At 39.6% G+C, this 13435-nt stretch carries 12 protein-coding genes; 9 read left to right on the top strand and 3 right to left on the bottom strand.

Going from position 1 to position 13435, the window contains the following annotated elements; genetic code table 11:
* Positions 1 to 6 precede the first annotated feature (6 nt).
* From D1151_RS05315 to D1151_RS05285, 7 genes are all read left to right on the top strand, one after another.
* On the top strand, positions 7 to 990 hold the full coding sequence (locus tag D1151_RS05315) for an SPFH domain-containing protein (RefSeq protein ID WP_160201312.1): 984 nt from the start codon (positions 7 to 9) through the stop codon (positions 988 to 990).
* Between the two features lie 35 nt (positions 991 to 1025).
* Positions 1026 to 1604, top strand: a complete 579-nt coding sequence (locus tag D1151_RS05310) for an Ltp family lipoprotein (RefSeq protein ID WP_201759529.1) — start codon at positions 1026 to 1028, stop codon at positions 1602 to 1604.
* A gap of 580 nt (positions 1605 to 2184) precedes the next feature.
* Positions 2185 to 2991, top strand: coding sequence for an ABC transporter permease (locus tag D1151_RS05305; protein ID WP_160201263.1), 807 nt, complete (start codon positions 2185 to 2187; stop codon positions 2989 to 2991).
* A gap of 14 nt (positions 2992 to 3005) precedes the next feature.
* Complete coding sequence (locus D1151_RS05300; RefSeq protein ID WP_160201262.1) at positions 3006 to 3782, top strand: ABC transporter ATP-binding protein; 777 nt, start codon at positions 3006 to 3008, stop codon at positions 3780 to 3782.
* Positions 3783 to 3797: 15 nt separating this feature from the next.
* Positions 3798 to 5114 (top strand): LCP family protein, encoded by a 1317-nt coding sequence (locus D1151_RS05295; protein WP_161908219.1) that lies wholly within the window; start codon positions 3798 to 3800, stop codon positions 5112 to 5114.
* A 27-nt stretch (positions 5115 to 5141) separates the two neighbouring features.
* Complete coding sequence (thrS, locus tag D1151_RS05290) at positions 5142 to 6887, top strand: threonine--tRNA ligase (RefSeq protein WP_161908218.1); 1746 nt, start codon at positions 5142 to 5144, stop codon at positions 6885 to 6887.
* 2 nt (positions 6888 to 6889) lie between these two features.
* Positions 6890 to 7165, top strand: a complete 276-nt coding sequence (locus D1151_RS05285; protein ID WP_161908217.1) for a DUF2007 domain-containing protein — start codon at positions 6890 to 6892, stop codon at positions 7163 to 7165.
* Between the two features lie 71 nt (positions 7166 to 7236).
* On the opposite strand, the gene D1151_RS17240 is transcribed toward D1151_RS05285, so the two are convergent.
* From D1151_RS17240 to D1151_RS05270, 3 genes are all read right to left on the bottom strand, one after another.
* Entirely contained in the window at positions 7237 to 7623 is a 387-nt protein-coding gene (locus D1151_RS17240; protein WP_334296734.1) for a transposase, read from the bottom strand.
* 302 nt (positions 7624 to 7925) lie between these two features.
* Positions 7926 to 10412, bottom strand: a complete 2487-nt coding sequence (locus tag D1151_RS05275; RefSeq protein ID WP_160201258.1) for a transglutaminase domain-containing protein — start codon at positions 10410 to 10412, stop codon at positions 7926 to 7928.
* Between the two features lie 11 nt (positions 10413 to 10423).
* Positions 10424 to 11656 (bottom strand): aminoacetone oxidase family FAD-binding enzyme, encoded by a 1233-nt coding sequence (locus tag D1151_RS05270; protein ID WP_161908216.1) that lies wholly within the window; start codon positions 11654 to 11656, stop codon positions 10424 to 10426.
* Positions 11657 to 12290: 634 nt separating this feature from the next.
* On the opposite strand from D1151_RS05270, the gene D1151_RS05265 reads away from it, so the two are divergent.
* Positions 12291 to 12920: a hypothetical protein gene (locus D1151_RS05265; protein ID WP_161908215.1), complete on the top strand. Its 630-nt coding sequence runs from the start codon at positions 12291 to 12293 to the stop codon at positions 12918 to 12920.
* 154 nt (positions 12921 to 13074) lie between these two features.
* The gene (ylxM, locus tag D1151_RS05260) at positions 13075 to 13434 is read left to right on the top strand and encodes a YlxM family DNA-binding protein (protein ID WP_201759528.1); all 360 of its coding nucleotides are present in this window, start codon (positions 13075 to 13077) and stop codon (positions 13432 to 13434) included.
* Position 13435: the final 1 nt, after the last annotated feature.

The following is a 13435-nucleotide window of genomic DNA, read 5'->3' as shown; positions in this document are numbered from 1 at the left end:
AATTAAATGAGATTATTCGATATTGTAAAGGATCAATTTCTTGATGTAATTGAGTATGTAGACGAAAGTAACAAACTTGTCGTTATAAAGTTTCAAAGAAAAAGTGGAAACAATGAGTTAAAGCAAGGTTCAAAAGTTATTGTGCGAGAAGGGCAGATTGCAGTTTTTCTGAAAGGTGGACAGCTAGCTGATATTTTGCCGCCGGGGACATATTCTCTTAATACGGGAAATATGCCGGTGTTGTCAACCCTAGAAGGATTTCCGTATCTATTTACGTCTCCTGTAATTGCGGATTTATATTTTTTAAGTACCAGACAGTTCATTGATAATAAGTGGGCGACAAAGACCCCGATTATGAAGCGAGATAATGACTTTAATATGGTACGCATCCGCGCATTTGGAAAATTTGCTTTTAGAATTATAGATGTCAGCAAGTTTATGCGTGAAATATTTGGCGCTATGGGAATGACCAAAACCTATGATATTGTAGGATATTTGTCCTCTATGGTAACAGAGACTTTTTCAGTTGTAATTGGGGAAACAACAATGTCTGCCCTTGACTTAGCAGTAGAATATAGGAAACTTTCGGCTGTGATTCAGGAGAAATTGAATGAAAGAACAGAGTCTTTGGGAATTCAATTTAGCAACATCATTATAGAAAGCGCTTCTCTTCCGGAGGAAGTAGAAAAAATGATTGACGAGCAGTCCGGAATAGGTATGGCTCAAAAGGATATGAGTACGTTTACTCAGTATCAAACGGCACGAGCCATTCGGGATGCTTCTAAACAAGAAGGTGGACTTGCCGGCCTTGGAACTGGTATTGCACTAGGTAACCAGATGATGAATACGGTGCAGAGCACATTACCGGAATCGAATCAGCGTAAAACCGGAAAGGCTGATATGCTTCGTGAATTGAAAGCTTTATTTGACGAAGGAATTTTAACGCAGGAAGAGTTTGAGGCAGAGAAGAAACAGATTTTGAAACAATAACTCGGTAATTTAAACATGATGAGAAGGAGAAAGAAATGAGGAAAGAGAAAATGATGAAATGCAGCCATTGCGGAGCAGATATCGCAGCGGCAGCAAAAGTGTGCCCAGTATGCGGAGGAAAAAATAAGAAGCCGATTTATAAAAAACCTTGGTTTATTGTTCTGATTATTGTTTTGCTTCTTGGAATTGGCGGTGCTGCCGGTGGCGGCGATTCTACCGACAGTACTCAGAATAATTCTAACCAGGCGGTAGAAGAAAAAGAGCCTGTAGAGCCTATTCAGGAAGAGGCAGAAAAGGAACCTGAAGTCTCTAAAGAATTCCAAAATGCTCTTGCAAAGGCTGAATCTTACTCTGAAATAATGCATATGTCTAAAAAAGCAATTTATGATCAGCTCGTTTCCGAATATGGCGAGCAGTTTTCTGAGGATGCCGCAGAATATGCAATGGAAAATTTAAAAGCTGATTGGAAAGCAAATGCTCTTGCTAAAGCAAGGGAATATCAGGATATGATGAGTATGTCGAAAGATGCGATTTACGACCAATTAGTTTCTGAGTATGGAGAGCAATTTACTGCAAAACAGGCACAATATGCAATTGACCATTTAGATGATTAATTGAAAAAATATGAATCAAAAAACAGGTCGAGGAGTCCTGTGCAATACACGGGGCTCAGCCTTCCGGCTACATAAAACTAGTGAGGCAGCCAGTGGGGAACATGGCGTAGCTTTTACTGGCAAAAGTGTGGAGATTACAGTAGAATAAGATGGTTCATGAGATGAAGAGGGCAGATGACAGGCTCTCTTCATTTATTTCATGTGTGCAACCTGTGAAATCTACCTGTGATTATTTACAAAGGTGGACAATTGTGGTAAACTAATACGGAATATCAGTAGTGGGATTATGATTTTTAGCTGAAAAAATGGAACTGTTTTCAATATATGACGGGTTGATTAGCGATTACTTCACAATTATCATAGCGAGTTAAATAAAAAGATGTACTATTATCCGCTCAATTACAGAGAATATGTAGAGAAAATAACATCAACGTCAGTTTATTTGACTTCATGGTGTGTTGTGCATGTTTAGAGCAAGGCAACTGATGTAAAATTTGCAGAGCGTTGTTTTGTTTGCATGATGATACAAAAAAATTTGGAGTGAGGAATTGTAATCAATCAATTGATGAGAGGTTAATTTGTGAATACGATAAAAGAGATAATAAAAGACCATTATGATTACCGGAAGCAATTATTCAAACTTGCCAAAGCGGAAATTATTAAGACTTATAAGGGTGCAGCTCTCGGCTGGTCGTGGGCAATGATACGACCAGCAATTCAAATCTTTGTGTTTTGGTTTGCGTTTTCTATCGGCCTCAGAAAAGGAAATCCGGTAGAAGGGTATCCTTTCTTTTTATGGCTTATTGCAGGCATGATACCATGGTTTTATATGAAAGATATGATTCAGGGCGGTTCGGCTTGTCTTAGGCGTCATACGCATCTGATTACAAAAATTAAATTTCCCATATCTACGATACCGACCTTTGTAAGCATATCTCTGTTTGTGGTTCATATTGGACTGCTTATTATAGTAATTTTAATTTATATGGCTTTTGGATATATGCCAGATATTTACTATTTTCAGTTGCCCTTCTATATGGCATTGATGTTTGTTTTCTTTACAGCATGGGGACTTTTTGCCGGAGTACTATCAGCTATGAGCAGAGATTTTCTAAATCTGGTTAAGGCGCTTACAACGGCACTATTCTGGATGAGCGGAATTCTATATGATGTTAATACAATTGAAATTAGCTGGCTTAGAACAGTTTTGCTCTACAATCCGATTACTTTAATTGATAATGGATTCCGGAATTGTTTTATCTATAAAAGGTGGTTTTGGGAAACACCGCAGGAGATGTTAAATTTTGTAATTGCTTATACGGTTATGGGATTCTTTGCAATCTGGGCATACAAAAAGCTGCGCAAAGATATTCCGGATGTATTGTAGGGGAAGTGGTTAATATGAGTAAAGTAACGATAGAGTTTAAGAGTGTTACAAAACAATATAAATTATATAAAAACGACAAGCAGCGTTTCAAGGCCATTTTTTTTAAGAAAATTAAGCCGAAGATAAAAAACGCAATTGATGATGTTTCGTTTACTATTGAAAAGGGAGAAAGTGTAGCTCTGTTTGGACGTAATGGTGCGGGAAAATCTACCCTTTTAAAGATGATTACGGGTGTTACCTACCCGACAAGAGGAGAAATCGTTGTAGATGGTAGAGTTAGCGCATTGCTGGAACTGACAGCGGGTTTTGACCCTGATTTTACTGGCAGAGAGAACATCTTTTTTCGAGGTCAGCTGCTTGGAATGGAGGATGCAGAGTTAAGGGAGTTGGAACCGGAAATCGTTAGATTTGCAGATCTGGGGGATTATATTGATCAGCCTGTCAGAACTTATTCCAGTGGTATGAAAGCCAGGCTGGGATTTGCTATCAATGCAAACATAAAGCCAGAAATATTGATTGTTGATGAGGCATTGAGCGTAGGTGATAAAGATTTTAGGTTGAAATGTAATCGAAAAATAAAAGAAATTCTTGGAGAAGGTGAGTCCACTTTCTTATTTGTAACCCACTCCACAAAGGTAGCGAAGAGTTTTTGCGAACGAGGAATTGTGCTGAAACAGGGTAAAATCCTGTTTGACGGAGAAATTCAGGATGCCATAGATTTTTATGAAACGCTTCCTGAACAGGCGCAGAAAATACAAAAACGCAAGGAGAATAAAAAAGTTTTAGATTAAAAGGAGTGATGGAACATGGCAAGACGCAAAAATGAAATATTTTCGCATAACAACAAATACGAAGGAAATATTTTTAAAAAGTTCGGAAGATGGTTTGGAAGGCTAAAGGGTTGGCAGAAAGCGATTTTTATCGCATTAATCGTGATACTTGTTACTGTATCATGTGTAGCCGGCTATGTCGTCTCAAAGCTGGACAAAATTGACCGCATAAAACTTGATGAGAAAGAATTGTCCTGCGTAGATGTGGATGGCTACATCAACATTCTGCTGTTGGGAGTCGACAGCCGGGATATGGAAGATATTCAAGGCTCTGGCGCGGATGCGATTATGATTCTCAGCATAAAGGAAGAAACTGGTGAAGTTAAACTGATGAGTGTATATCGTGATACTTACCTGAAGTTTGGCAATACAGATACTTATGGGAAAATTACAGACGCCAACAGAATCGGCGGACCTGCTATGATGATTCAGTCGCTGAATCAGGCTATGGATATGAATATCAGCAAGTTTGTTGTCGTGAACTTTAAGGCTGTATCCGACCTTGTGAATGCTGTGGGAGGTATTACCGTAGATGTGCAGGAAGAGGAAATTCAGCAGCTCAATAAATACACTATACAGACTGCTAACAATATTGGTCAGAAGACCTATAAACTGGTGGAAAGCGCTGGTGAGCAGACCATTGAAGGGGTGCAGGCTGTTTCTTACGGAAGAATACGTAAAGGTGTGGGTGATGACTATAAGCGTACAGAACGCATGAGAATTGTTCTGACCAAAGTCTTTGAGAAATTAAAGACAATGAATATCGGCAAACTTGACGATCTTTTGGATATGATGCTGCCGCAGGTGCAGACCAATCTTTCCAACAACGATATGTTGGGACTTGCTATGCGTCTTGCAAACTTTAACATCAAAAGTGGTGCGGGATGGCCATATAATGTGACGGGCGGATTGCTGAACGGTATATCCTATGTTTTCCCGGATAATCTGGCGGAAAATACCACAAAGCTGCATCAGGAGATGTTCAATCAGCAGGATTATGTACCGTCAGATACAGTAGAGAATATCAGTGCTACAATTATCAGCAATATCAGTTCATCTGTAACCAACCAGAAACCGATTGATACAGGCGGTGCTTCACAGGAACCGGATCCAGAACCTGCGACAACGCCGAATCCAAAGCCGTCACAGAAACCGAAACCAGATCCAGAGCCGGAACCGACACCGGATCCTGAGCCAACGCCAGAGCCGGAACCGACACCGGATCCTGAGCCAACGCCAGAACCAGAGCCGACGCCGACGCCGGATCCGGGTACAGACAGTTCACAATCATAAATGATATATAGAAAGAAGGATAGAGAAATGGCAAAAGAGAAAATTAATTTTGAAGACGAAGAGATCAAGCTTCGGTATAGACATACGACATCTCACATCATGGCACAGGCAGTGAAAAAACTATGGCCTGATGCAAAGCTGGCAATTGGACCTGCTATTGACAATGGATTTTACTATGACTTTGATATGGAACATAAACTCAATGATCAAGATCTTTTAAAAATCCAAAAAGAGATGAAAAAAGTCATTCAGGCTAACTACAAGCTGGAAAGATTTGAGCTTCCTAGAGAAGAAGCTATCAAGTATATGGCAGATAGAGATGAGGACTACAAGGTAGAACTGATTCAGGATTTACCGGAAGATGAGGTAATCTCCTTCTATCAGCAGGGCGACTTTGTCGACCTTTGTGCAGGACCACATATGGAGTCCACCGGTCAGATCAAAGCTGTGAAGCTGATGAGCGTGGCAGGTGCCTACTGGCGAGGTGATGAGCACAACAAAATGCTGCAGAGAATTTACGGAACTTGTTTCCCGACGCAGGAAGAACTGGACGAATACATCAACAGACTGGAAGAGGCAAAGAAGAGAGACCATAGAAAAATTGGAAAAGAGATGGATTTATTCGCCCTCTTTGAGGAAGGTCCGGGATTTCCGTTCTTCATGCCAAAAGGCATGATCATCAGAAACGAGCTGGAAAATTTCTGGCGTGCAGAACATCGCAAGAGAGGCTATGTAGAAATCAAGACACCGCTGATCTTAAATGAACAGCTGTGGAGAACTTCCGGTCACTGGGATCACTATAAAGATAATATGTACTTTACTAAGATTGATGAGCAGGATTATGCGATTAAGCCGATGAACTGTCCGGGTTCCTTGCTTTGCTATAAGAGAAAAATGTGGTCCTACAGAGATTTCCCGATTAGAATGGGAGAACTGGGTCAGGTGCACAGACACGAACTTTCCGGTGCGCTGCACGGATTGATGCGCGTACGTACCTTTACACAGGACGATTCCCACATTTTCATGCTGCCAGAACAGGTAAAGGATGAAATCGTAGGCGTTGCAAAGTTTATTGATGATATTTACAGTATGTTCGGTTTCAAATATCACGTAGAATTATCTACTCGTCCCGAGGATTCTATGGGAACCGATGAGGAATGGGCGACTGCGGAAGATGCGCTTCGTGAGGCGATTGCAGAGGTTGGCGTGCCATACGTAGTCAATGAAGGAGACGGTGCATTTTATGGTCCGAAGTTGGATTTCCATCTGGAAGATTCAATTGGAAGAACCTGGCAGTGCGGTACTATTCAGTTAGATATGCAGCTGCCGCAGAGATTCGACCTGACTTACGTAGGTTCCGACAATGAAAAACACAGACCGATTATGATACACAGAGTCATCTTTGGCTCTATCGAGCGTTTCATCGGTATTCTGACTGAACACTTTGCTGGAAAATTCCCGCTGTGGCTTGCGCCAGTGCAGGTAAAACTTTTGACAGTAGCAGAAGCCTTTTCTGATTATGCAAAAGAAATCGCTGTAAAGTGTGAGGAAGCGGGTCTGCGTGTAGAACTCGATCTCAGAAACGAAAAAATTGGCTATAAGCTGAGAGAAGCCAGAAACGAGAGAGTTTCCTATATCTGCGTCATTGGCGAGAGAGAAGCAGAAGCTGGCAGCTTATCTGTTCGCTCCACCAAGGTGGGTGATCTGGGCGAGATGGCCGCTGATGAATTTGTTGCAAAGCTGGTAGAAGAAATTAAAACGAAGGCGATTTAATCATGTATAAAAAAGATATAAGCGATACATGGAGAGGCGGCGTATATCTTTGCACCGCTGAGGATAATCTGGAAGCAGACCTTCTGGAGTCCAAGCTTCGCAGTGAAGAGATAGTTTGCATTCGCAGGTATGAAGGCGGTGGAAACTACGTGGAGATTGTCATGGGTATTAACAGTGCACGTGGTATTGACCTTTACGTAGCCGAAGAACACCTTGAAGATGCTTCGAATATTATAGTTCCAATCGATTTAGATGACTGCGAAGAAATAGAAGGATAGTGTAAAATAAAAAAGAAGCCTATATGTATTTAGCTTTGCGAGTGTGTGAAAAAAAGTTTGTAAAATGCCTACTATGGTAATTTAGCTATGATAAAACATTGAAAATTCAATGAAATTTGACTGTAATTAATATAATCTATGATGAGCAGTATGTCAAGGACTCCTTCGCAAGAGGGAGCCCTTATACCATATATGAATAGATTTCTAAATAGGCATTCGATCCTTGTATATGATGGTAAACCCACCATATATCTTGCCCCAGTTCCTAAGTGGATGTGTCCATTTCTTCGTCGCCTGAAGAGTCGCAAGTACAGTGTTTTTAGCAGCGCTTTGTCATTAGGAAATACGCTCCTTTGCTGGTTCAGCTTCTTGTACATGCTGTTTAGGCTCTCAATGACATTGGTCGTGTAAGTGACCTTGCGTACATCAGATGAAAACTTGAATATCGGTGTCAGCACGTCCCAATTTTGTACCTAGCTTTTCATTTTCAGCTTACATCATGGAGTTGATAATTCCTCCAGGAAGGTCTTTGAGTGCTTCCTGGATACCGTCAGCTGTTTTGATGTCATATCCATCAATCAAAGCGGCTATGATATTTTTCTTGTTTTCATTCAGTGATTTTATCTGGTGTACATCTTTTTGTTTGCCATAAAAAATCCTCCTATGGCTACTTTGATTTTACTATAGAAGGATTTTCTTTTGCGTTTTTTACGGACTTTTTTCAAACTCTCGACTATTCAGTTATTTTGGTTTCCAGAACCTAAACTTTTTCTCCATCGGGGTTTGAAGGTGTTGCTGGCTTACTAATCTTAGATAATATTTTAATGTCTAAATATTCCCACTGGGTATGGTAGTCTTTGCCATTAATGTCTTTGAGACCTCGAATCTTGTAATAATATCTGTACCCCTTTTTCAGGTTGGAGGCATTAATGAATCTGCACTTTTCGGTAGAACCAAGCTTGCGGTAGCCAGAGTCAAATTTGGTAGATTTCCAGATCTGATAGCTGTCTGGTTTTATGTTAATCGGCTTTTTCAGTTGCCAAGTTAAAACAACCTTATCTTTTTTGCCTTTAACTTGTGCGATTTCGCCAATAATATGCTGATTGTGGATCGCCTTAATCTGTTCCATGATTTTATCAGTCGGCATTTTTTTAGCGCTGATATTAAATAGAACACGCCAAGTATTAATACCGATTTTTCCAGTGGTTGTAATTCCATTGACATGTTGGAAGTTTTCTACTGCTTCGGTTAGAGCAGCACTATAAATGCCATCAATGGAGCCGTTGTAGTAATCTAGTTCTTTAAGGCGTTTTTGTACTGCTTGAATGTATGAAAAGTATATGGCATCGTTTCTACCCTCATATAAATAATAGCAATAGCTGTTTGGATTCAACTCAAATCTGATTTCATAATTATGAAAATCAGGATTCGTACAGTAGCCAGATGAATTTGAGGTTAGCTTTTTGCCACCTCCGTTATAAATTCCGCTGGCTTTATATCCGATGTCAGCCTTGAAAATCACTTCTAATTTTTTTGTATTTTTAGCATCATACTTTAGCTGAAAGGCACCGTTGTTGCCAGCATAAATATGAATATTTTTGTGATTTGCATATAATCGAGCATCTTTGAGCCTGTTATCTGTTGTAATATTGGCAGTTTTCAACTGTTTTGTATTTTCTAGGCTTATAGATTTGAGATTGTTGTTATAAAGTCGTATAGTTTCAAGATTCGGACAGTTGCTTAAATCTACATGCTCCAGTTTATTATGATGCATGGAAAATAGTTTTAGCTCTTTGAAACCAGAGAAATCAGCGCTTCCCTGAAAACCTTTATTACTCCATTGAATTTGAGATGTTTTTCCGTAGGCGTTGGTCATGAAATTGGCTTTAAAACCATCTCCCCAAGTAGTTTTATCCCACTGTGTATAGTTACTGTTCATGATTTTCCCATTCGATAGATTACCGGTTTTTGCATTCAAAAATGCAGCAAGTTTACTAATTTCATATTGATCGGTAATCAGATATCCAAATCGTTTCTCGGGATAGATGTTGTGATAAATATGAGAAACTGCAATCTGCTCATCGGAGGGATCAAAAAAAGTATAGCTACATAATCCATAATACTGCCATTCTCCGGTGTTTTTGTTGTACTTGTTACTTGTGCCGATAGTTGGGTCGATGAAAATCCATCTACCGTCTACATATGACTCTACCCACCAATGATCTTTTTTTCCAATGTTCTGTTCAGTTTCCCAGTTATTGAGAGGAGAGGAAGCTCTGTGACCAAAAACGAATCTAGTCGGAATGCCTTGTGCTCTTGCCAGAGAAAGGAAGATGGCAGCATATCCTTGACAGGTGGTGGCTACACGCCCCTGATTGTCACTGTTTGCACTAGGAATTTTGTTGACATGATTATATAAATTGTCATAAGGATTTGCATATTGGAACGAATGTGTGATATAAGCAATAGTATCATAGTAGAATTCTCCTGCCACATATTCGTAAATTTTCAGCAGTTTGTCATAATCGCTGATGGCATCTGCGGTGATCAGATCCGACATTTCGCGCATAAAATGAATTTTGTATGGCGTCATTTCCTTATAGACGTTGGTTGATGGGATTTTTAGTGTAAACCTGATATCTGACAGAGTTTCATCTAAGTACCAGTCTGTCTGATAGGAGGCACCGATATCTTTTATACGTTGATTTTCGACCATAATATCATCGTATCTATAAATCTCAGGCGTTCCCTTGGTTAGATTAAAAACCAGATTTCTATATAAACCGCCATTGTTCGGATGCCTTTCATAAACGTCGTTTTCATCTTGAATGCGGGAGATATATAGGAAATATTGTCCATCTTTAATTTTCTTTTTAGAAAAGTCGATGGTTTGTGTAAAACCATAAATAGGTTGACCACTTGCTGTTTGATCCACATTTTGGGCTGCAGTGAAGGTATCCAAATTTGTAAAACATCTTTTAGGAACGACCCCATAAAGTGCGATGCGAAATTGTACTGCAGGCAGCATGGTTTTGAATTCTATAATCATTTTTTTCCCTTTGACCGTTGCTTTACAGTAATCATTTTCCATAGTGGCGCTGGATTGAAAGGATTTTGAGGTATGTGGCTTTTCTACAGTGTCTTTTGCTGCGGCGAATCCACTGGTTGGGAAAAGGAAGGTTAGAATTAGTGAAAATATTAAAATGACAATGAGTAAAAAAGGTTGTTTTTTCTTAAATGTTTTCAATTTTTCCTCCTTTAAATCTTATTAAGCTTTAATAGCTGATTTTCCAGGGTGTAATTGATTGTATTAGAAGCGGCGCAGGCGGAGGAATAAGCGAATTGTAAGTTGTAGCCTCCTGTTGCACCGTCGATATCAAGGACTTCACCTATGATAAAAAGACCTGGATAACGGCTACATTCCATGGTTTTACAGTTTATTTCTGAAAGGGCAATGCCACCTGCTGTAACCATGGCTTTTTGGTAACCTCCCGGTGAGGTGACTGTAAAAGTGTCTGCAGTAAGCTTTTCTGCAATGGCTTTGGGTTTCTCACAGGTCACAGCGATGACCTCTTTCAAAAAACTTTTTGGCAGCTTTAGTTCATTTGCAAGCAAATGAATAAGCTGTTTGTTGCGGTTTTGCATTACATAATTTATTTTATCCAGAATCTCAGTTTTTTCACTTGGATATAAATAGTTTAACACAATTTTGTCGTTTTTTGTGATAACTTTGGAAAAATTTAAAATTAAAGGACCGGAAAAATTTTCATGAGTGAAAAGCAGCGGTCCGTTTCCACGCGTACAGAGCTTTCCATTTCGCCAGATGGAAAGACCAGCATTTTTAAAGGAAATTCCAGATAAATTGCTGTAGGGATAGGAAGCGACATTGACCGGTGTCAGAGCAGGGCGCAAGGGTGCTAAATCAAGACGCGGCTGATCTTCTTTTTGGTTTTCTGTCAACACTTTAAATATGGATCCATCAGAGCCGGTTTGAGGGAAAGAGCAACCACCGGCAGCAATTACCAGATTTTTACACAGGTAAGAATCTGCATTTGTGCAGACCTGCCATAAACTGTTATGCTGTACAATAGAAGTAACCGATGAATTGTACAGGATAGAAAATCCGTTTTCACGGCCTTTGCGAAGCAGCATATCGCGAATGTCTTTTGCGCTCATAGATTTTGGAAAGATTTTTCCATCTTCCCGTTCCCAGGTGGGCACATCGTTTTTACACAAAAAATCCTGCAGATGCAGGTTATTGTATTTATAAAGGCAGCTTCTGATTTTGCTGCCGTTTTTTCCGTACATGGAAATAAAGTTTTTGATGGAGCCGCTATGGGTAATGTTGCACTGACCAGCGCCGCTCATCAACAGTTTGGTGCCGGGCTTTTTTGTCTTTTCTAAAATCAGGCCGTTTATTTCAGTGGGAAAAGCGGCACTGCAGAACAGGCCTGATGCGCCAGCTCCGACAATAATACAATCGTAAATCATGAAGGGAAGTATCCTTTCTCTTCTAGTCTAACAGAAATTATAACGTAGTTTGGGGTATGCGTCAACAAGCGGAATGTGATAATGATAAAAAATATGTAAAATATGTAAAAAAATGGTTGAAAAATATGTCGGAATTCTTTATAATGAAAATAGAGTTGCATACATTTTCGAAATTAAAAATCGTTTTACAGAAAAAAGTAAAATAAGAATCAAAAAAAGGAAAATCGATATGTTAAATTGACTAATAACTGATTTATATCGGGATTTTTCTTTTAAGAAGACGAGAACTTCGTCCTTTCTTGGCAAAAAGTAGAAGTGGTCAAAGCTCAGGAGCAGTATTTATCATTTGAGAAAGGAATTTTAAGAAGTTAAGGAGTTTGTATTACATTTTTTTCTAAAATAAAGGGAGGAGTTCTGCAAAAATATTTTTTCTTTGAAAGAGAGGTGTTGTAATGTGTTGTTTAATAGTCAGGAATGTGTGAAGCGAGATTTGAATTTACAAAAAAATACATTGAAGCGGTATAAAGAGCAATTGAAAAAATTGCCGAAGGGCTCTTTATATGCCAGTGAGAAAAACGGAGTAAAGTATTATACGAAGGTTATTAACTTCCGCGGAAAAAAGAGAAGTGTGTACTTGGGAAAGGAAATTAATCCACAGGTGCAGCTTCTACAGAAGAAGTATTACCTGCGTAAAGCGATTCAGGCGATGGAGTCTAATATTTCCTTGATGGAAAAGTTTTTAAATGGTTATCAGTCCATTGACCCCAATGTTTTGCAGAAACAGTTTCCGAAGGCATATCAAAGTTTGCCACAGTCTTGCTTTGATACAGCGGGGGTATTTAACTTGGATAGATGGGGAAGTGAGTTTTACGTAAAGTCAACAAGCAGGTCGGAGAACCTTTTGAATTCTACAAAAAAAGGCGATAAAGTGCGCTCTAAATCAGAGGTTATTATTGCCAATGCAGTAGCAGCACGAGGCCTGCAGTATCGCTATGAAGAAGTTACATATATTAATGGGTATAAGAAAGCACCAGACTTTAAAGTTATAGACCCGAGAACAGGAAGAATCATCTACTGGGAACACCTTGGACTGATTACAGATATGGAGTATCTAAAACAGGCGCTTTTTCGTATTGCAGACTATATTAGAGATGGTATAGTTCCAGGTGTAAACCTGATTTTGACCTTTGACGATGCGGAGAATCACATTGATTCTCTGATGATTGAAAGAACGCTGGACTTGTGGTTCGGCGCAGCGGCGTAGAGACTGCAGCATGTAGATGTCTAGGGGCAAAAAATAAAATTTAATGTCAAGGAAAAACCCTTGACACCCGGTGCCTGATATGGTAAAGTAATACGGTGTTAAGGAATCAGCCTTGACATTTGACTGGATTTTCATCTCAAAAAGAGGGGAAGGAATGATAGATAAGATTACAGAAGCTAGTCTTTTATATGATTTTTACGGACAGCTTCTTACAAAGCGCAAACAGGATGTAATGCGCCTTTATCATGAAGAAAATTTCTCATTAGCAGAGATTGCAGAGGAGTTTGGCATATCGAGAGCTGCCGTTTACGACTCCTTGAAGACAGCGGAGAAATCCCTCAGAGAGTACGAGGATAAGCTGGGACTGGTTAGCAAATTTATGAGATCCAGCGAGGCAATCGTCCGTATTGACCAGATGATTTGTGACTTGACAGTGAAGTATCGGAAGCAGACGGATTTGGTTGAAAAATTAGAAGAGATTAAGTCTGTTATTAACAGTTTGGAGGATGCTTAAG

The sequence above is a fragment of the Emergencia sp. 1XD21-10 genome (assembly GCF_009936045.1).
GTDB lineage: Bacteria > Bacillota > Clostridia > Peptostreptococcales > Anaerovoracaceae > Senimuribacter > Senimuribacter intestinalis.
The sequence above is the reverse complement of the archived record's forward strand: the minus strand, read 5'-3'. Positions and strand labels throughout refer to the sequence as shown.